A 19,989-nucleotide genomic window follows, 5' to 3' on the forward strand; every position below is an offset into this window, starting at 1 on the left:
GCCTCCGGACTCACGCACGAAGTGGGAGACAAATTGAGCGATCTCAACGAGGAGTTAGCAGCCAGACTCGAGGGCGTGGCCCTTCACGCGCTCAGTTCCCACCCGCAGTTTGGACAGTACGACGGCTCCTCGAGATGTGCGAGGTTCGTTTCGCAGTTCAGGCACGTCTCTGTGAAGTCGGGATACGGTCGTCGATGAACCGTGTGATCGTGGTGCCCGAGTGTCCCCCGGAGGACTCTCGAGCCCGTACTGTTTCCCGTCTCGTTCGGGACATCGATGGCATACAGCGTCCCTTCGTCGGTTCCAAAGAACGCGGTGCCGTCGACGACCGTCGCAGGGGATGGCCTCCCTTCGGTCGAGAACGTCCATCGAGTACCGCCCTCATCGGTGTCGACGCCAAGTACGATGGTTGCGAGCGTTCCGACCACGACCGTATCACCGACCACAGTCGGATCGGCAGTCACACCAAGACCGGTGTCGAAGCTGGCGTCTACCGCCCAGCATTTCTCTCCGGACATCGCATCGATTGCGTACAAGACACCATTCTGACTACCGAAGTAGACAATTCCACCGGCTACCGTCGGCATCGTTGCGAGATTCCCGCGCGTGTCGACTTCCCAGTGTGTCTCACCAGTCACGGTATCAAGTGTGGACAATGTCCCGTGGTGAGATCCGTTGACGATGTACACGGATCGTTCGGGATCGATGGGTGGGACGTCCTCGCCGGTATCGTCCGGCGTTTGTGCAGTCCCAGTTCCGTTTACCGTCGAATCAACGGGGACAGTCGGCGATGCCGAGACCTGTGCCTCCGGCTGGAACCGCCATCGTTCGGTTCCGTCACCCGCGTCGAGTGCGTGAGCGATTCCATCAAACGTGCCCGAGGTCACGAATACGACTCGGTCGGTGGTCGACTCCGCATCGGCAGACGCGACGTCAACGACCGTCGGGGATCCATTCACGGACTCGTCGGTCTCAAAGCGCCATCGCTCGCTGCCACTCTCGATACCGACCGCGTGGACGTAGCTATCGCCGATTCCGCCGCCACCGACGTACGCCGTCCCGTTGATGACGGTCGGTGACGTGTCGACTTCAGCAGTGGCGTCGGAGGTTGTCTCAAAAGACCACCGCTCCGTACCGTCCTTGGTATCGATACCATAGAGGAGTCCGTCCGTGCTACCGACGACGACTGTGTCTTCGGAGACCGCCGGGGCACCCGTAACCTCGTCGCCCGTCTCGAATCGCCATCGTTCCTCCCCCGTCTGTACGTCGAGTGCATACACATGGCTGTCGGCGCTTCCGACGTAGCCAGTGCCGTTGACGATCGTTGGACCTCCTTCAATACCATCTCGAGCCTCGAATCGCCACAGTTCGTCGGCCGCAGGAAGGTCTCTCATCTGGCGCACGGTTCAGTAGCCAGAGATTTAAATAAATTGATTGTTACATGATTCGGGCCGTTGAATCGTCGAAAGTACTACCCTATCCCACCAGATACTATAGTCCACGACGTGAGGGAGTGGTGAGCGTACATAGGAAGCGCATTTTCACCTGTGCTCCCCGACGACGAACAGACCCGTGAAACGGGCGACGAGTTGTAGCGGTATCACGTGGAGAACCCGGCCCATGAGACGTCTCTCGTAGAGGCATTCGAGTACAAACAGTTTCGACAGCGTCTCGAACAGGACGATCGCTCCGCTATTTTCAAGAAACTCCGTCGACGGTCGTGGATGCTGGCGAACCCGTTCTGGCAGACATCGGACTGGAGTACGAAGACGAAGCTGGCGTCGGACGTGACCCAGCGGAACTCGAGGCGATCCTTGAATCGCTTGCTGTCGCCCGAGACGATCTGAAACGGGAGGGAACGCACGGACGGACGTAACAGAACCAAATAGATGCCTTCGAGAGAAAGTATTATTGTATACTAAAATGAAATTATCGGCGATGAGCTATTGGCTCCGCTGCGAATCCCGACGTCGACGGTCCCCGGAGGGGAGTCGTCGATGACCAGGCGCAAGCGACGCCGCTCACGCAAATCCGCCACGGACGAACGCGAGTCGTCCCGGTCGCGCCGGCGTGCCCGAACCGAGTCGGCCGACCCGATGGCGCCCGGCCCAATTGGGATACCCGTGCTGCGGTCGACAGAGTCGACGCTGGACGAACCGGTCACGCTCGGGCCGGCGGCGAGCGAGCGGGCGTCCGAAATCATCGCCGAGTTCCAGAATCGCCCCGACGAAATTCCAAACCACAATTCAAGGCAGGATCTGGCGTCGCACGAGCGGAACTGGGACGCCCACGAGGCGACTGGCCCAGCGGGCGACGCCGGTGTCCCCGAGAGCGTGCGAGAGGTAATCTCCTCGTCGGGGCAGTCACTCGACGCGTCGATCCAGCGCGCGATGGAAGACCGGATGGGCGACGCGTTCGGTGACGTCCGGATTCACACGGGGCCGAAAGCGGCGAACGCCTGTGAGGACATCAACGCCCGGGCGTTTACGGTCGGGAATCACATCGCGTTCAACGCGGGTGAGTACGATCCGGAGAGTGCAGCGGGCCAGCACCTATTGGCGCACGAGTTGGCCCACGTGAGACAGCAGACCGGCGGGGTGGTATCAATGCTCTCCCAGGAGGACCTGGAGCTGGAGATCGATCCGGACCCGGAGCAAGAGCGGGAGGCGGAGGTGACTGCAAAGCGCGTGGTGTCCGGTCGTGAGTTGGGGATTCAGCGGTTAGCGAATACGGAAGTGTATATTCAGCGCTTCCCGTGGGACCAGAGTAATCTCAACTCATCCAACGGAGATGGATACGATTCCAGGGCGGACGACGGCCTGGGACACCCCGTCAAGAATCGGTCTGCTCGATTTGGTTCAGCAATGCGTACGGACTACCGAAAAACGTTCTTCAAGGCCTATCCCCACTTGGAGGGCGATGTCGTGGTCCATCACGCAGTAGAAAAACGAATGGCTTCGGGCGAAAACACCAACTGGCCTGATATCGTCTCACAATCTGAAATACACTCCCTGGAGAATTTACGGGGCATTCCCAAAGAGTTGAACAGTGAAGTCCACTTGAGTGAGATCAGAAGGGAATGGGACAAATTCTACGACGAAAATCCGAGCCCCAGTAAAGAAGAACTACTGAACAAGGCGACAGAAATTGACGATGCGTACGGTCACGTATTCGAACCCCCGGTGAGGTAGAGTATGACCACCTATTACCATATTCATCCAGAGGTTGCCGGTGAACTCGGTGCAGAAACGGAACACGATGGCTCTTCGCTCCCACCGACCCAAGAGAGCATTCAGAAGCTCCATTACGAATTTAGTGGCTGGCTCGGGGATGAGCTGTTGAAATCCTATTCCTGTTACATCATTACAGATAGCGTGAAGAACCATCTTGACGGCAGTGAGTTATCTGGATGGGAGATCAACGACGTCCAGGTGACGACATCGGTACAGTTCCAGGAGTTGCACCCGGACAGAGACCTCCCCACGTTCCACTGGCTCAAGATCACTGGAGAACCCGGGGAAGACGATTTCGGGATTGCGGAAAACAATCGGCTGGTGATCTCCGAAAGCGCGCTTTCGGTCCTTCAGGAAGTGACCATCGACAACGCAGAAGTCGATGAATGGGGGTAACGCTCGATCCGCCGAGCCAGCGCGCGATCGATGCTCGCATGGGCGACTCGGTCGGCGACGTGCGGATCCATAGGGGGCCGAGGGCGGCGAACGCCTGTGAGGAGATCAACGCGCGTACCTCGTCACATCGACTGGAGACCTATACCATATGAGTGAGACTGAGCTAACTCGAACGTATCTCGAATTGATTCGGAAATTCACCGGCGGCGAGATGACTGCGCCGGAATTCGAGAGGCAGTATCTCGACGAATTCAAATCAGATCGGGGTAACTTTCCGAGTGGAGATGCGTTCGACCCGTATCATCGACTGTTCGTCGCGGTCGACGCCTATTGTTCGGATCCGGAGCTGCGAGACGAGTACGACATCGACGAAACAGCACTTCGGGAAACGGCTGTCGAGACGAAAGCGCAACTGGAACACCGGCTAGAAACGATTACGGGTTGAAGCGGAAGACCCCATTGGCCTCATACTATTGGTAGACAGACGACCGTGCTTGTACTTTCGCAGGAAAGAAACTGACTTTGAGATCGATCCCAATCCACAACTGGACGGCGAGGCCGGAGAGACCGCCCGGCGGGTGATGGAGGGCGGCGAGCTGGGATCGAAAACCGCCTCAGTCTTCGAGGACAGTAGCACGCGGACCTGACCGGCCAACCTATTCATCGTATTCAACGCGAGTGACCAGAAAAACGTGGGCGGTGAGATCGGTGATGGTCACTCGCAGAGACAATCTCGCGTTCGGGTCGATCCAACGATTTCGTCGTGAAGTTGCGCCGCGAGTCGCCGAACCGTCCGGGCTCGGTACTCGCCAGCGACGCCGGTCCGGTAATAAGATTCAGACCGATTTTCGATCCAGAGTTCCTCCAGGCGGTCGGCGATATCTCGCGAGAAGAGGCCAGCCCTGACTCCCAGATCATATACCTCGGTGTGGCGCTGACCGGCGACATCGTATCCCTTCTCCTCGACGTAGAACTGAATCGAGCGTTCGATCGCGACGAAGGACGTCTCGATGATGACCGTGTAGTGGCCATTTCGATCGAGCAGAAATTCGGCGGCATCTAGAAGCCGACACGCCTTCCGCAGTTGGAGGATGGCCGGGTCGGAGACGTGTTCGAGCCCGACCTCCGGGTTCTCGGGTTTCCGCAGAAATGCGTCCTCCGCGTCCGTGAGCGCCGACTCGAGTTTCTTCGAGGTCATTCCGCGACCCCGAAGACGGTCCGGCGCACGCTTCGTAGCGTCTCGCTCTCGACCAGGGCGATCCCCTCCTGGAGTATCGGTCGGAGGGCCTCGCCCCGCTTACGAGCGGTTTCGGGCGACTCGACGAAGACCTCGAACTCGTACCGATCGCCGTCGATCGACTCCTCCTCGAGTGCGCTGGTTACGTCCGAAATCGTTCGCCGCACGGGGACCGGGTCCTCGCCGTCGCCTACGAGAACGAAGACGTCGATGTCGCTCGCTCGATCGGCTTCGCCACGCGCTACGCTGCCGAAGCAGAGGATTCCGGCGATAGAGTGGACGTCGGCGGTCACTCGCTCCACAAACCGTTTCAACGGCTCGCGAAACTCCGCCTGCGGAATTTGGAGAAGCGGGTCGACAGCATCGTGAATACGGTGTTCGTCGATTCGATAGAGCGTTCGGTTTCCGGTGTCCGTCCCGACGATCAGTCCCATCGCCTCGAGCAGCGAGAGTGCCTTCGAGACGCTCGGGCCGCCGTAGCCGGTCAGCCGCTGGAGTTCGCGATTCGAGAACGACGCCGACGGGTTCCGGACGAGTATCTCGACGATCTCGTCCATCGCCCCGTATCGGAAAACCTGTTCGTCCGGGAGCGGGAGTCGGAGTGAGACGTCCATTCGTTATACCACACATAACGCGTTACACCTCATATAACAGTTTCCGTCGCTGGACGGATAGAGACAGCATTCGGTCCCCGACGGGCTCCATCGTCAATCGCCGGCGTCGTGTAGCCTGACGCTCGACACACATCCAGCCGCTGTGACCTCGAAAGGGATCGAGTGAGGATCGAGAACACCCCGGCTGAGCCCGGCAATACGCAGTTCGGTGGTCCCGCCGAGTACGAAACGGATTTCAGTGGCGTATTCAATTACGTTCCTTCGTTCATCGGTTCAATTCTCCAGCGTAGAGATCGATAGTGGTCACTGTACAACGCACTGACTGGTGGACGCATCCGTCTCCAGAAGACCAGGGGACAGGGAGTGAAATGTCCCGAGTGGTGGAGTATCCAAAACGACCATTTTCCGGATACTAGCCCTCCAGCAACCGGCGGCAGCTCGAGTCGAATGGATTGGCATCGATCAGAGACCGACTCAATTCGTTCACGCAAGCCGAGTAGCGAGAGGGTTTACTCCTGCCCCGTGGGCTGGGTGGTCGGAAAAATCACCCGGGAACCCATCCGACAGATCGCCACCGGTAGGTAAGGATTATTGTGTTTTGGGGTAAAATTAGGATCGATGGTCTGTTGGCCCTCTTGTGAATCCCGGCGCCGACGGTCCCCGGAGGGGAGTCGTCGATGACCAGGCGCAAGCAACGCCGCTCACGCCGATCGTCTGAGGACAAACGTGAGTCGACCGACTCGTCCCGATCCCGGCGGAGTGCTCGAACCGAGTCGGCTGACCCGATGGCGCCCGGCCCTCTTGGGGTACCCGTGCTGCGGTCGACGGAGACGAGGCTCGACGAACCGGTCTCGCTCGGTCCGGCGGCGAGCGAGCGTGCGTCCGAAATCATCGACGAGTTCCAGAATCGACCCGACGAGATCCCGGACGACAACAATCGGCAGAACCTGGCGTCGCTACAGCGCAATATGGACGCCCATGAGGCCACGGGGCCGGCGGGCGACGCCAGTGTCCCCGACAGCGTGCGCGAGGTCATCTCCTCGTCCGGCCAGTCGCTCGACGCGTCGATCCAGCGCGCTGTCGAAGAGCGGATGGGCGACTCGTTCGGCGACGTCCGGATTCACACCGGGCCGAACGCGGCGAACGCCTGCGAGGCCATCAACGCGCGGGCGTTCACCGTCGGGAACCACATCGCGTTCAATTCGGGTGAGTACGACCCCGAGAGTCCGGAAGGGCAGCACCTATTGGCGCACGAATTGGCCCACGTGAGACAGCAGACCGGCGGCGCACTCTCGATGATGCCTCAGGCGAACGTCGAGCTTGAGATAGATCCTGATCCACAACTGGAGCGTGAAGCCGAGGCAACCGCCCAGCGGGTGATGGAGGGTGGGGAACTGGGGATTCAGCGGCTGGCGAAGTCGGAAGTCCACGTCCAGCGGGCTCCCGAGGCGAGTCGGCGCGACGTCCTCACCGGGAACGTCGACCTCGACGACCTCGGCGAGGCGGTCGAGAACGTCGACACCGGGGACGTGGATTACGGCGAGGTCGCAGCCGCCGGGGCGCTGAGTCTCGTCCCCGTCCTGGGCCCCGCGATGAAGAGCTACGTCGATCAGAAAACTGCACCACTGAAACTGAAACAGACGCTGCAGCAGGTCGATCCGCCGACCGAGTGGGTCGAACAGGCCGCCACGCGTGCAGCCTCGATGGTCGAGAATCTGGTGACTGGACCGACTCGGTTTGGCTGAAACACATGTTCGCAGAGATCATCGACAAGGATGAGCGGGGTATTGGTGTCCGTGTAGTTGACAACAACGACGTCGAACACACCGTGGCAGTTGGGTTTGATGGCGAAGTGCAAGGTCATTCACAGGACGGCTATCCCGACGATCCGGCGAAGCGATCGATGATAGACGAGGTCGAGCCGATCAACCAGGCCCGGCGGTTCGCGAAGTACTGGGTCCACGCGAAACGCGGCTACGACACGCTCTCGCTCAACGAAGATCCCGCCCGGATCGCCGCGACGGCGCTCGTCGTCGCCGGCCTCGACGAGGAGGCGTTCGAGGAGCACTTCGTCGACCTCTACGTCCAGCTCGTCAGCCATGGCGAGGACACCGCCCGACCCCCCGCGGTGATACGGCCCGTGTCACTGCCCGAGGGTGCGATGGATACCAACGTGACCTACCGCACGGACGTCTACCTGGGGATCGACGACGACGCGTTGGCCGCACTCGCCGCGGCGGTCACCGACCCCAACGCCGTGGCATTCCTGATGGACGTCCGTTCGGGTGATGTCCCCGCGGACCGATCGATCGCGTCCGTCCTGGGCGGTCTCGCAGAACGGAGTGACGCGCTCGACGAATCGCTGCTCGACCGTCCCGCCGATTCCTGGATCGAAGCCGTCTCCGGGATCCACGTCCACTGGGACGACGCGACCGGCCAGTACCACACCGAGTGGGGCGAGCAACCGGCGATCGATCGCGATCCCGACGCCCGGATCGACGTCATGCCCTACGACGTCGGGACGCTCGAGACGTTCCATGCCCAGCTCGTCCGCGTGCTCTGCTGCCAGGTGCGCGACGTCTTCCTCGGCATGGGGATCGCCCCGCCTGACGCCTTTCGACTACAGGGCCACGGCATTCACGAGTACACCACCTGGTACGAACACTACGACTTCTACGAACGCTACCACGACCCCGACGCGACGATCGACACCTGGTACGAAGACCGGACGCCCGACGACGCCTACGAACGGGTCGGACCTGTCGGCGTGGACGGCGTCAGCCCCTGACTCGGGAGCGTCGTGTTCAGGGAGCGGAAAATCCGGCTCGGTTTTCCCACCCGAACGACGATCGTTGGATCTCCGATTCGGGTATGGAGCAGTTCCCTCGCACACACGTACCGACGCCGCCACGCTACGGTCACTGCTGGTATCATTTGGATCCGACCGTTGCAAGATGGCGGTGTGAAATATCAGTTCGTAGCTACGCAACAGAGTATCACCGAAGGCGAGTTGCGTACCCTCACCGCCCTCCACGGTGAACGGTCAGTCACCGAGTTTGCAACCGAGCTCGACCGCAGCCTCAGCTACACATCGGAACTCGTCGATCGCCTCGGAGCGACCGGGTCCCAACTAGTCGACAGCTTCGACGTCGACGTCGATCGCCTCGGGGTCGACGTCCGAGAAGTCGCTCGTGAACTCGTGCGTCGTCGTCTCCCCACCGTCTACCAGTAGTTCGGCCTCATCGACGATCTCGGTGCCGTCCAGCAGTCGGACGGCGACCGTTCCGTCGCCGCCCTCGTTTTCGACCTCGACGCTGACCTGGCCGGCCCACACCCGAAAGCCGTACGCCGACCGGTCGTCTGACGGGTCCGCGGTCACCGAGACCGTCCGGCGTTCGTCGCCGTCGAAGTACCGCTCGTGGCTCGTTTCGACTTCCGCTGCGGAGCCGTACGGGTCGTCGTCCTGATCCTCGAGCCAGACGAGCGTGTACCCCACGTCGCCGCTCGATCCCGTATTGTCGATCTCGACGGAGAACTCGTACGTGCCGTCGTCGTTTTGCTCGTTGTCCACGTCCACCACGCGCGGTTCGGGATGCGAGACGTCGACCGCCACCGGCTCCGGCGAGTCGCTCCCGCCCACGCAGCCCGCGAGCGTCATCGCAGCCGCGGTTCCCGTCCCGATCAGCACTGACCGACGGTCATAGTTCATGATATGTTTGTCGAGTGGGTGGTCTACTTTGTATCCTTCGGTCGCAGAACCTGCCGACTGCGATGGGTCTGGTTTCGCGAGGGAGTCCAGTTCACGGAGACGATCCTGGTCATCCAACTCTCGATTCTCTATGTCGATAGTCGCTGGAGAGAGTCGGCGGCCAGGCGTTCAAAACGTCGATCAGCGATCGTTGTTGTCACGGCGTTGCGCTCGTGGGCAGCGGTGTTCGGGTCCGACGGAAGTAGAACCAAAGTCGCTGGCCGTGTTCCAGTCCGTCCGGCAGTTCCTCGATTCGAAGCAGGATCGTCCCGTCGCCGGTGTCGACGACGCTGTCGGCAACCGCCACTTCGGTCCACTCCAATCGGGCGTCGATGTCAGCCAGAGTGGGTTCGAAGACGCACTCGTCCGTCGCCCGCGCCTCGGCTCCGCCTCCTCAAAGCGGATTTCGAGGACGAACCACCCAATATCGTTGCCCCTGGCGACGTCGACGTCTACGGTGACGACACGACGGCGGTCGACACCGCGGCCGATGGCGAGGGTCGATGAGCAGTTCACGACTGCGAACAGTCGTCGCCGACACCAGCGGGCCAGTCAATCTCGCCGTGACCCGGGCCGACGCACCCCTCGATACCGACACTCCGGACCCGTTTCAGGACCTGCTCATCTCGTGTGTCGTGTTCGTGCCTCCGAAAATCGTTGCAGAACTCCTCGGCATCACGCAGTTTCTGGATATCTACGCGTCACCCCAATCAGCGCTAGCATACGTAACAATCACATAAACGAAGTCGAAATTCGACTCAGACGCTAACTGTGTAGTGGCTGGGTATAGAGCACTGTGCTTGGTGGACTGTCCGTATGTGGAAAATGTTCAGCGGCGCGGGACGTCCGGACCGCGCTAACCGGCCCCGGCGGCAGTCAAACCGGACCGAACGGAAGGCAAAACGTCCCAGCCAGACACGTCTGCGGGTCGGGGCAGTGGTGTGGACGCTCCTTATCGTCGTCAGTGTATTCTCAGGCGGGGTCGGTAGCGGGGCCATTGGTACAGTCGGCGCGACCAGTGGGTCGACCGTGCCGTCCGTCGATATTACTATCGACTCGGCGAATTCCCCTGTGCTCGAAGAGCAGACGCTGAACGTCACCGCCACCGTCACCAACACGGGGAAGACGACTGCCACACAGACCATCACACTAGCGACCAATGCCACCCAACGCGATTCGACGTCGGTGACCCTCGCCAGCGGTGAATCGAAGTCGGTCACGCTCTCCTGGCTGACGGACCGCTGGGACGCTGGGAACTACACCGCCACCGTCTCCAGTGCGAACAACTCGACGACGGTCCCGGTGATCGTCAAGAGTGCCTACGAAACCCAGTACGGCATCAACTCCACGTACATGCTTGACGGCGGCGACCGCTTCCACGACCTCGCGGCGACGAACGACGACGGGTACGTCGCAGTCGGCACGGCACGGAACGCGAGCGATTACGCCGACACTGGCACCTGGATCATCAAGATCGACGCGAACGGCACCGAGGAGTGGAATCGGACGATAACCACCGAAAACAGAGAGAAGTTCAAAGGAGTTGTCCAGACGAGCGACGGCGGTTACCTCGCTGTCGGGGTAACGGACATCTACAGCAACGAGAAGGCCTGGGCAGTCCGGTACGACGCCACCGGGGCCATGCTATGGGAGCAGACGTATGCGACGGCGGAAACCCACTCGACTTTCGAGGACATCGTGAAGACATCAGACGGCTTTGCCGTCGCCGGCAAGCGATCGATAAATAACGGTTCTGCAGATGGGTGGGTGATAGAACTCGACACGAGCGGAGCAAAGCAGTGGGCGTGGACCGGCGGTGGCCCCCATCACGACCAGTTCGTGGCCCTTCAGCAGACGACAGACGGTGGGTACGTCGCCGTCGGAGAGGATCAGTGGGACACCAACGACTCGAACGTCGGGCTGAGCCGAAATGCCTGGATGGTGAAACTCTCCTCGGACGGCGCGTCGGAGTGGAACCGTACGTATGGAGACTGGGCAGTCGTGGAGGACTTCCAGAGCGTGCGCCAGACCGCAGACGGCGGATACGTCGCCGCCGGAAGCACGACCAATACCCCGGACATCGGCGAGAGCGCCTGGCTTCTGAGGACGGACGCGGCCGGGGTCGAGGAGTGGAACCGGACGTACAGTCCCGAAGGGGGCAGCTACGAGTGGTGGAACGACGTGCGACAACTGTCCAACGGGGACTTCTTCCTCGCTGGTTCAACGGACGGTTTCAACAACGGCGACCGTGACGCCTGGCTCATGCGGGTCGACGGGACCGGCTACGAGCGCACTAGCTGGCTTGTCAATGGCTTAGGTGACGAGGACTTCACGTCGGTGGTCGCCACCGGCAGCGAGCAGTTCGCCGTGGCCGGCTTTTCCGAATCGTGGAACCCTGATTACGCGGGCTGGCTGCTGGAAGCCGACATTGGGGTCCCAGTGAACACACCGCCGACCGCCGACATCATCGCGCCGTCCACGGCCACCGTCGGCGCGACCTACACCCTCGATGGGACCGGGTCGTCTGATTCTGACGGAACGATCGATAGCTACGTCTGGGCCATCAACGGTAGCCAGATCGGCACTGGCTCGACGCTCACTCACACCTTCGGATCGACAGGTACAAAGACGCTTACGCTCACCGTCACCGACGACGACGGCAACACCGACACCACGACGACTACGGTGACTGTCACGAACACGAACTCACCGCCGACCGCCGACATCATCGCGCCGTCCACGGCCACCGTCGGCACCACTTACACCTTCGACGGCACTGGGTCGTCAGACGCTGATGGGTCTATCAGTAGCTACGTCTGGGCCATCAACGGTAGCCAGATCGGCACTGGCTCGACGACTGCGTATACGTTCACCTCGGAGGGCACCAAAACGCTCACGCTCACTGTCACCGACGACGACGGCAACACCGACGTCCGCAACCAGACAGTGACAGTCAAATCGAAGGGCCCTACTGCGAACTTCACGTACTCGGGCCCGCCGAACTACGTCGGCGAACCTATCGTCTTCAACGCCTCGTCCACGACCGACCCCACCGACGATATCGTGAGCTACGAGTGGGACATGGAGGCCGACGGCACCTACGAGATCAACTACACCGACCCGACCAACGTCCTCACATACGTCAACGCGGGCACCAAGACCGTCCGGCTCCGTGTCACCGACGACGACGGCAACACCGACGTCATCAATCGCACAGTGACGATTCAGACGGGTGAACCCACCGCGAACTTCACGGTCTCGAAGTCGAGGGCAAAAACCGGCGAGCCGATCGTGTTCAACGCTTCGTCCACGACCGACCCCACCGACGACGTGGTGAGCTACGAGTGGGACATGGAGGCCGACGGCACCTACGAGATCAGCAGTTCGAACCCGACCCAGGTCCTCACATACGTCAACGCGGGCACCAAGACCATCCGGCTTCGTGTCACCGACGACGACGGGAATACCGACGTCGCCAGCCGAACAGTGGCGATCGTCGACCGGACGCCGCCGACCGTCGATCTGAGCGCCATCGACGCCAACGCGAGCGCGAAGACGCCGCCGACCGGTCAGACAGTTTACACCAACGGAACGCTCAGCGTGGCCGCCACGGCCGACGACGTGTCCGGGAGCGTGTCGTCGGTCCTGGTTGCACTCCGGTCGGATCGTTCGAACTTCCGGGCCGTCTTTGGCGCGACTCAGGCTTCTGAGACGAACTGGACGAAAGCGATCGATCTCTCGAATACGTCGGCTGTGCCCGACGACGGCAACTACAGCCTGACGCTGACGGCCGTCGATACTGCGGGGAACGTCAACGTGACGACCACGAACGAGACCGTCGTACTTGACCGCGAGGAACCGGAACTGGCCGCGACGATTTCGCAGGTCAACGATTCCACCGGACAGGTCAACGTCACCGCAACCGAGCAACTCTCGGGTGTGCCAACCGTCTCCGTGGAGCTGCCCAACGGGACCACCGAGATCCCGAGCGTCACGTCCAAGGGACCCACACGCTGGAACGGGACGTTCAACCTGACCGGCACGTCCAGTGGACAGTACAACGTGACCGTAACCGGGACTGACCTAGCGGGCAACGTGGGCACCGACGCGGCGACCTCGAAGATTGGGACCGTCTCGACCCAGCAGAACGAGACCGCGATGGTTGTCCTGGAGCCGTCGGGAATGTTCGTCGACTTCACGACCGCCAACGCCACCAACGACACGGTCGTGTTGACCCGGAGCGACTCGGCGCTGGCTCCGCTGAATCCAAGCCAGACCGGCGTCGCCTTCCTCGACGCGCGTCTCGGTGACGCCCTCGATGCTAACCTCTCCCACGCAGTCATTGGGATGCCTGTCCCGGCGCAGTTGCCCGGCGACGTCGATCCTTCGACGGTGTCCGTCGCCTACTACAACGAGTCAAATCTTGGGTCTGACAAGTGGGAAGCGGTGAACACGACAGTCGAACAGCGAACGATCAACGGCACCACCCGGCAATACTGGATCGCTACCGTAACCCACTTCTCGACCTACGGTGCAGTCGCCTCGGACGATACCGCGCCAACGCTCGATACAGCCACCCCGACCGGTGACCTGTCGGTCAGAATTGAAAACCAAACGGTCCGGTTCGAATACAGCGACGACCTCAGCGGGGTGAACGCCAGTAACGTGACGCTCGCCTTCGACGGGAGTGACGTCACCGCAAACACCTCGGCTGCAATCACTAGCCAGTACGCCAGCTTCGACGCGACTGGGCTCTCGACGGGCACCCACACCGCGACAGTAACCGTCGCCGACGCGGCCGGCAACGCCGACACCTTCACGCTCAGCTTCTCGATTCCGAAAGCGAGCAACGGAGGCGGTGGCATCGTTCCACCTCCAACCCAGACGAAAGCGGTCCAGTCGCTCGCGGACGGCGGCGCCGACGTGACGATCCAAAACGGCGTGGCGGGCCAGACGGCAGAGGTCAACCTCGACGGTATCGAGGCCGGATCGGCCACGTTCGACCGGCTGCAGGTCTCCTACGCCTACGACCTCCAAGAGCTCGCCTTCCAGGTTCACCCGAGTGCTGACCTGGCTGACGGCACGCCCGATCTCGAATCGGGCACCTCTCTGGGCTTCCTGACCGTCGAAAAGTCGGTCCAGAACGACTACTTCGAATCGGTCGAGTTCCGCTTCGCCCTGCCCAGGAGCGCACTTCCCGAGGAAGCGAGCCGCGACGACGTAGCGCTCTATCGCTACGACGGGAGTTCGTGGAGCAAGCTCGAAACCAGCCGGCGCGAGGACACCTACACCGCCACCGCACCCGGCTTCTCGGTGTTTGCAGTCGGAGTCGATGCCACAGACGAGAAGACACCACAACAGACTCCCGACACCAATCCATCACCTACTTCGGAGGAGCAGATGGACTCTACAACGCCATCGGACGGCACGCTTGGCTCCAGAATCGATACTCGGCTGATCGCGTTACTCGGCATCGCTACTGGACTGATCGCATCACTCGGCATCGGGCTCGCCCGTCGCAGGCGTCGGTGAGCACTGACGCCTGGGGGCTGTGTAAAATTTGTCTGAGGTAAGTCAAAGCCCACGGTGAACTCACCCTAAAGGGGTGTCAATCGGCAGCCCCTGGATCGAACAGGTCGGCCAGGATCTGTTCCTCGGCTTTCCTGAGGTGGGCGTGGAGGGTTGGGGCCGAGATGTCGAGGACGGCAGCAACCTCCTCGGCAGTGGAGTCCCGTGGCCACCCGAAGTAGCCGGCTCGATAGGCTGCCTCCAAGGCTTCCGCCTGGCGGTCAGTGAGATCGTCCAGATTGTGCTCGGTGAGCGCATCGGCACGTTCGACGGGGCGGGCGTGTTCGCGTTTTGCCACCACCCACGTGTCGGGAAACTGCTGCTCGACCGCGTCGACCAGTGCCCTGACGTTCGACTCGGCAGCGATTTCGAGAGTGTAGCTGGCACGACCATCCTCGACCGTGGCGTGCTGGATTTTCGCGCCGAAGTCGACGAGCATCCCGAGGAGTGTATCGCCGGTTACCTGCCAGTCGAGCAAGCCATCTGTCTCGCCATCTCGGATTATCCGCACTTCGCCTGATGACTCGAGTTCGTCGGCTACCACCGAGACATCGCCATCCGCAAGGCGGACGTATGCGACGTGACCCGCCTCTCCCCCCGGGACGAGACCTGCGAGTTCGAGGTCGCACTCGGCGGCAATCGACGCCTCGACGAGTGAGTCGCTGTCGTCGGTGCTCTCCAGTTCGACCTCGGTAACTGCCTCGGCCGAGAGGAGTTGGCGCATCTCGACAGCATTGGTGGCGTGACCGACGATTTCGCCGAGTTCGCCAAGGACCGCTCGCTCGCGATCACTGATCTCCGTACGGTCGGTGTAGAGGCCGAGTACACCGTGAACAGTACGACCGTAGACGACCGGAACGATGGCCCAGGTGCCGTCGTCGGTCGTCGGCTCGGGTACGATAGTCTGCGTTCTCGCCTCCTCGCTACGTTCGAGTGCCCTGCGTTCGATGCCGTCGCCATCGAGTGGCGGTGGAGTCGAGTCGACCTGGTCGCCTGCTACGAGCCATCGATCGGCGTCACCGGTCCACGTGGTGACATCGGCTACACAGGCGGTCCGGTAGAGGTCGGAGTGAGCGAGGCGCTCGCAGACGGCGCGTTCGACGGCGTCCCGACTGGTCGCCGAAACGAGCGCCTGGTTGACGCCACGAATGACAGCGTTCAGTTCGTTGACGGTGGCGAGTTCATCACGTTGGGCGGCCAGTCTCCGTTCCCGTCGCTTCCGGGTGGTGACGTCGTGGATGACGAGGGTGTGGCCGATCTGGCGGTCGCTCTGGTCGGTGATCGGCGAGGTTCTGACCTCGTATACGGTGTCGTCGATTTCGAGTTCCGCGAGGGCGTCCTCGGCATCGAAGTCGATCACGTCGCTGTCGACAAGCGACCGGATCTCTCGACCGAGTGCATCAGCAGGTTCACAGTCGATCACGTCGACAGCAGCCTCGTTGCAGTAGACGACGCGGCGGGCGTTGTCCACGATCAAGACCCCGGTGTTGAGCTGGGTGATAGCGGCGCTCCGGCCGAGCTGTCTGGTGGCGGGGACGAGATCGAACAGCTGTCGTCGGAAGAGGGCGTACCCGAACGTGAGACCGGTCACTGTAAACGCGTGGGGTGTTGGATCGATAATAAGTTGGGACGCCCAGATAAAGTTCTCCGCGACGTTCCCGAGGAAAGGAGCGGCGATGCCTACGAGCAAGAGCGCCGACTGGTCGGTGTAAAGATAGTCAGATTGGAAGACCAGGCGGAGCAAGAGGGCCGTCGCGATGGCGATCAACGCATACCCGTAGATGATGTCCACCCAAAAAATCGGTCCGTAGGTGAAATCGATCAGAGCAATACCGTCCACAACTCTCACCTGAAAGGTACGCCAGAGAAGATGGTGGAAGGGATTCGTCCACGCGCCGATGATAGCCAGTATCGGAACGAGACAGAAACCGACGACAGTCCGTCGAGTGATAATGTTGTCGTGACCAGTGTAGGACAGCGCAAACAGGAACAACCAGACGTAGATGGTCGCAACGCCGAACCACTGCACACGCGCCCAGAACAACCGCCAGGTGGGATCGAACGTAATGACGCCAACGGCGTAGCAGCCGGACCAGACCGTCAACGACAGCATCAACATGCCGAACCAGGTGGCACCTGGTTCCTGGCGGTGGCGGAAGGCGTAGACCGCTAACCCGGTCGTCGTCGCTGCCGAGAATGTGAGCAGGCCGACGTGAGCGAGTGCACTGTTACTTACCATGTCCTCGCCCTTCGGCCGGGTCGATTGGTGGCGTTGCCCACCACGCGCTCGTGTTCATGTCTCAGTCACGCAAGTATCACTCATCGGTGGTTAAATAGGTAGACGTTCGAGGCCCTTATTCCGACGCTTGAAATTTCCCTGCTGAGAGCCCCCTTAGGGGTTTCTGGGGCCTACAAAAGTTGCTACCTGTCGTATTCACCACGAAGTGAAGCGGAACAGTTCGGTTGTACAACCGAAGATCACCGGCTTCACCGAAGGCATTGTCTCACGCTGAAAAAGCCGTCACTGGAGACGCACAACTGGCGTCTCACCCTGGGGAGTGGCTCCCCCGGCTGGAAACTCGTCGCCCTGCCCGATCACAGTTCGGCCGCGAACACCGCCGCCGATCCGTCTCGGAACACGGACGTGACGGGCGTTCGATCGACCGACAGGAACTCCAGGAAGAGACGGATCCGATCGCCGAGAGCGACCTCGAGCGCCTGGCTGACGGTGACGCCGATCCGGACTCGAACAGGCGCTCGTACGGACAACGAGTAGATGTGACTATGTGGCCGGGTTCGACGATACTCGGTCCAATGGACGGCCTCCGGTAGTGTCGGTATCGGGGGTAGAGTCGGAGTGGGTTACATTCCTTCGAATGGGCGTTCAATTCGCTTGAGTAGAGATAGATATAAGTCACTGTACAACGCACTGACTGGTGGAAGCACTCGTCTCCAGAAGACCGGGGGCAGGTAGTGAAATGCCCCGGGTGGTGGAGCACCCGAGACGATTGCTTCCATACCAGCGGATGGCATGCAAGCATGACCCGTTACAATTCACACCGACATAAGCGTCCCGGGAGTAAAGTGTACGCGAACGACCGCCAGAGGGCCACAAACGGCGGAATTAGGGATGAGTCTGCGGAGAATAGTCAGGAATCAGAGCAGGGCAGTCCGACGCCCGACGCGGATGGTTCTGGCGACGACTGTGATCCCGATCCGCCAGCGACCGGTGCGGAGGCGGGTGGGGAAGAAGGAGACGGGAGCGAAGCCGAGGGAGCAGAGGACGTTCCGGGTTGGAAGGAGTACGGCTATCCGCGAAAACCGAAGTGGGCGCCAGACTGCCCGCGCTGTGGCGGACCCATCCTTCTCGTGACGATCGCCGGGCCTGGCGTGAGTCAGATCACGCCCTGTGGGTGTAAGATGGCGCCGTCGGAAGTGGAGATTCTCTAGGCGGAAAACCGGTGCGTGGATGCTGGACGTTTCGATAGTCCTTTTTCTGCTAGTATTTCAAAAGCCCCTGACGCTCTCGGGTCGGTGCGGTCGTTGCGCTCCTCACTCGCTTCGCTCGTTGCGGTGTCTGTGACGGGAGTCTCAGATTAGCGGGAGCGCAGCTCCTGCGTCACTTACGTCCCGCGCCTTCCCCGAGAGGGCGGTCGGTGAAACCGACCGCCTATAACGTGGCGGCTTCCGCCGCCACGCGCGCCAGCCCCTTTTATTCCCACCCGAGCGGTTGACCAGTCGCTGTGGTGGACGAACGGACGGGCAGCTACAGCCCTCAAACTGGTTCCCGAAGCGCCCAGACGTCTTTCGTCGGATCCAGATTGTTCGGCTCCTTTCCCCTCTCGGTCACGATCCCAGCGTGATAGAGCATCGCCTTCAGTTGAAACACCGTCGGCGAGTGATAGACGGTCCCGTCCGCTAATTCTCCTTCCTGCAGTTCCCCGTCCTCGTCGAGCACGCGACTCCGCACGTCCTCGTCGCCTCTGATGAACAGTTCCACCGCGAAGGTCGAGTGCGTCCCGTAGAGGTGCGTGACCAGTTCGACCAGCGTCGGGCGGGATTTTCCGATCTCGTGTAACTCCTGCAGCATCGAGACCAGGAGCGTCGTGGCCTCGTACTCGAAGACGATCCGACGGGCGAGCTGGCCCCACAGCGGTTCGTCGTCGATGAAGCGTTTTCGGCTGCGTTGCCAGTTTTCGAACTCACGGAGGGCGTTCTCGACGGTCCCGTAGTTGGACTTAGCGAAACGGACGACCTCCTGTCCCAGCGTGGTGAGTTCGGTGCGCCCGTTGCGCTCGTGGATCAGACCGAGGAACGCAGCTCCCTGTCGCGAGCCATCGACCTCCCCGACGACGTGTTCCGCTTGCAGCTCCGCCGTGTCGCCGTCAGCGTAGCACGCCAACGCGTATCCGAGGTAGTTCTTCGGGTGGTTCAACGAGAAGGACTTGTCGGCCACGCCCTGCGCACTCGCCTGGAAGCGGATGGCCGTGGCGTCCGACGTCGTCCGGTTGCCCACGACTCGGGGGCGCTCGATCGGCGTCACGGTTCCTTGCTCGGAGACGCCCAACACGCCGACGTTCAATTCGCGGGCTAGCGTCCGATTGGTTTTCGTGATCGTCTCCGCCGGGGCCGCGAGGTAGGCCACGTTGGCCTCTGCGAGCCGATCGTAGGCTTGCACGATACCGGTCTCGGTGTCGACGCCGCGGCCGCTCCCGTACCCCTTCGCCTCGATCACGATCAGTGGCGGCTCGTCGCCAAATCGCTCCACCGCCAGAAACTCGTCGTCCAGGTTTCGAACGCCGACGAGGTCGGGATACCCGCCACCGAGGCGGACGTGGTTGAACGGTGAGAGGAGCTCCCGAACAGGCTGATCGACCGGCTGACCGGGTAGCCACTCGTTCTTCGCGAACTGCGTGTCCACGACGGCGTAGGTATCCGACCGCTCCGTCCTCGGGAAAGAGCGCCTCCTTGGTCCGTGCGAGGACGTGCGGCTCGGAAAGCGATACCGGCGAGCTGCTCATGGGAGAAAATCGAAGGCCGGCGACAAGAACGTTCGCACTCGGTACACGTCGGTTCGGTCGCGGACGGGGTTAGGGCCATCTAAGGCGCAAGTTTCCAACTTTAACTTCCGCGATGGTACCTACCGCTTTGCTTATTTTCCGGCTCTAATCGGCCAGCTAGTTTTAGATAATA

General features: G+C 61.4%; 14 protein-coding genes and 4 pseudogenes. 9 read left to right on the top strand and 9 right to left on the bottom strand.

Going from position 1 to position 19,989, the window contains the following annotated elements:
• Positions 1-83: 83 nt before the first annotated feature.
• Entirely contained in the window at positions 84-689 is a 606-nt protein-coding gene (locus tag NO366_RS18700; RefSeq protein ID WP_256532481.1) for an outer membrane protein assembly factor BamB family protein, read from the bottom strand.
• A gap of 87 nt (positions 690-776) precedes the next feature.
• Positions 777-1,394: pseudogene (locus NO366_RS18705) on the bottom strand (outer membrane protein assembly factor BamB family protein); the annotation flags it as partial.
• A gap of 326 nt (positions 1,395-1,720) precedes the next feature.
• On the opposite strand from NO366_RS18705, the gene NO366_RS01125 reads away from it, so the two are divergent.
• From NO366_RS01125 to NO366_RS01145, 5 genes and pseudogenes are all read left to right on the top strand, one after another.
• A complete protein-coding gene (locus tag NO366_RS01125) occupies positions 1,721-1,876 on the top strand; it encodes a hypothetical protein (RefSeq protein WP_256532482.1) in 156 nt (51 codons plus the stop codon).
• Positions 1,877-2,096: 220 nt separating this feature from the next.
• Positions 2,097-3,191, top strand: a complete 1,095-nt coding sequence (locus tag NO366_RS01130) for an eCIS core domain-containing protein (RefSeq protein WP_256532483.1) — start codon at positions 2,097-2,099, stop codon at positions 3,189-3,191.
• A 3-nt stretch (positions 3,192-3,194) separates the two neighbouring features.
• Positions 3,195-3,629: a hypothetical protein gene (locus NO366_RS01135; protein WP_256532484.1), complete on the top strand. Its 435-nt coding sequence runs from the start codon at positions 3,195-3,197 to the stop codon at positions 3,627-3,629.
• Positions 3,623-3,745 (top strand): annotated as a pseudogene (locus NO366_RS01140) (eCIS core domain-containing protein); the annotation flags it as partial. The gene NO366_RS01135 and the pseudogene NO366_RS01140, both read left to right, overlap by 7 nt.
• Positions 3,746-3,777: 32 nt before the next feature.
• Positions 3,778-4,074: a colicin immunity domain-containing protein gene (locus NO366_RS01145; RefSeq protein WP_256532485.1), complete on the top strand. Its 297-nt coding sequence runs from the start codon at positions 3,778-3,780 to the stop codon at positions 4,072-4,074.
• Between the two features lie 270 nt (positions 4,075-4,344).
• Here the strand turns inward: NO366_RS01145 and NO366_RS01155 are convergent, their stop codons facing one another.
• Together NO366_RS01155 and NO366_RS01160 are read right to left on the bottom strand one after the other, a co-directional pair.
• On the bottom strand, positions 4,345-4,827 hold the full coding sequence (locus tag NO366_RS01155) for a DUF8154 family protein (RefSeq protein ID WP_256532486.1): 483 nt from the start codon (positions 4,825-4,827) through the stop codon (positions 4,345-4,347).
• The gene (locus NO366_RS01160) at positions 4,824-5,480 is read right to left on the bottom strand and encodes a nucleotidyltransferase domain-containing protein (RefSeq protein WP_256532487.1); all 657 of its coding nucleotides are present in this window, start codon (positions 5,478-5,480) and stop codon (positions 4,824-4,826) included. Before NO366_RS01160 ends, NO366_RS01155 begins: the two co-directional genes overlap by 4 nt.
• A gap of 785 nt (positions 5,481-6,265) precedes the next feature.
• Between NO366_RS01160 and NO366_RS01165 the strand changes: the two genes are divergently transcribed.
• Both NO366_RS01165 and NO366_RS01170 read left to right on the top strand, forming a co-directional pair.
• Entirely contained in the window at positions 6,266-7,225 is a 960-nt protein-coding gene (locus NO366_RS01165) for an eCIS core domain-containing protein (RefSeq protein ID WP_256532488.1), read from the top strand.
• Positions 7,226-7,230: 5 nt separating this feature from the next.
• Positions 7,231-8,268, top strand: coding sequence for a DUF7958 family protein (locus NO366_RS01170; protein ID WP_382274801.1), 1,038 nt, complete (start codon positions 7,231-7,233; stop codon positions 8,266-8,268).
• A gap of 342 nt (positions 8,269-8,610) precedes the next feature.
• Here the strand turns inward: NO366_RS01170 and NO366_RS01175 are convergent, their stop codons facing one another.
• Positions 8,611-9,189, bottom strand: a complete 579-nt coding sequence (locus tag NO366_RS01175) for a hypothetical protein (protein ID WP_256532490.1) — start codon at positions 9,187-9,189, stop codon at positions 8,611-8,613.
• A 196-nt stretch (positions 9,190-9,385) separates the two neighbouring features.
• On the bottom strand, positions 9,386-9,535 hold the full coding sequence (locus tag NO366_RS01180) for a hypothetical protein (protein WP_256532491.1): 150 nt from the start codon (positions 9,533-9,535) through the stop codon (positions 9,386-9,388).
• Positions 9,536-9,731: 196 nt separating this feature from the next.
• On the opposite strand from NO366_RS01180, the pseudogene NO366_RS01185 reads away from it, so the two are divergent.
• Positions 9,732-9,932, top strand: a pseudogene (locus NO366_RS01185) (hypothetical protein); the annotation flags it as partial.
• A gap of 367 nt (positions 9,933-10,299) precedes the next feature.
• The gene (locus NO366_RS01190; protein WP_256532493.1) at positions 10,300-14,760 is read left to right on the top strand and encodes a PKD domain-containing protein; all 4,461 of its coding nucleotides are present in this window, start codon (positions 10,300-10,302) and stop codon (positions 14,758-14,760) included.
• 76 nt (positions 14,761-14,836) lie between these two features.
• Here the strand turns inward: NO366_RS01190 and NO366_RS01195 are convergent, their stop codons facing one another.
• The 3 genes and pseudogenes from NO366_RS01195 to NO366_RS01205 form a co-directional block, all read right to left on the bottom strand.
• On the bottom strand, positions 14,837-17,035 hold the full coding sequence (locus tag NO366_RS01195) for a histidine kinase N-terminal 7TM domain-containing protein (RefSeq protein WP_256532494.1): 2,199 nt from the start codon (positions 17,033-17,035) through the stop codon (positions 14,837-14,839).
• Between the two features lie 356 nt (positions 17,036-17,391).
• Positions 17,392-17,565: a hypothetical protein gene (locus tag NO366_RS01200; RefSeq protein WP_256532495.1), complete on the bottom strand. Its 174-nt coding sequence runs from the start codon at positions 17,563-17,565 to the stop codon at positions 17,392-17,394.
• Between the two features lie 1,006 nt (positions 17,566-18,571).
• Positions 18,572-19,817 (bottom strand): annotated as a pseudogene (locus NO366_RS01205) (hypothetical protein).
• Positions 19,818-19,989: the final 172 nt, after the last annotated feature.

The organism is Halovivax cerinus (genome assembly GCF_024498195.1).
In the GTDB taxonomy this organism is placed as follows: domain Archaea; phylum Halobacteriota; class Halobacteria; order Halobacteriales; family Natrialbaceae; genus Halovivax; species Halovivax cerinus.

What these genes read in the sequence shown, in the direction of transcription:
- NO366_RS01155 (WP_256532486.1), bottom strand. Translation starts at nt 4,827, where the DNA reads ATGACCTCGAAGAAACTCGAGTCGGCGCTCACGGACGCGGAGGACGCA.
- NO366_RS01175 (WP_256532490.1), bottom strand. Translation starts at nt 9,189, where the DNA reads ATGAACTATGACCGTCGGTCAGTGCTGATCGGGACGGGAACCGCGGCT.
- NO366_RS01160 (WP_256532487.1), bottom strand. Translation starts at nt 5,480, where the DNA reads ATGGACGTCTCACTCCGACTCCCGCTCCCGGACGAACAGGTTTTCCGA.
- NO366_RS01130 (WP_256532483.1), top strand. Translation starts at nt 2,097, where the DNA reads ATGGCGCCCGGCCCAATTGGGATACCCGTGCTGCGGTCGACAGAGTCG.
- NO366_RS01165 (WP_256532488.1), top strand. Translation starts at nt 6,266, where the DNA reads ATGGCGCCCGGCCCTCTTGGGGTACCCGTGCTGCGGTCGACGGAGACG.
- NO366_RS01195 (WP_256532494.1), bottom strand. Translation starts at nt 17,035, where the DNA reads ATGGTAAGTAACAGTGCACTCGCTCACGTCGGCCTGCTCACATTCTCG.
- NO366_RS01135 (WP_256532484.1), top strand. Translation starts at nt 3,195, where the DNA reads ATGACCACCTATTACCATATTCATCCAGAGGTTGCCGGTGAACTCGGT.
- NO366_RS01170 (WP_382274801.1), top strand. Translation starts at nt 7,231, where the DNA reads ATGTTCGCAGAGATCATCGACAAGGATGAGCGGGGTATTGGTGTCCGT.
- NO366_RS01145 (WP_256532485.1), top strand. Translation starts at nt 3,778, where the DNA reads ATGAGTGAGACTGAGCTAACTCGAACGTATCTCGAATTGATTCGGAAA.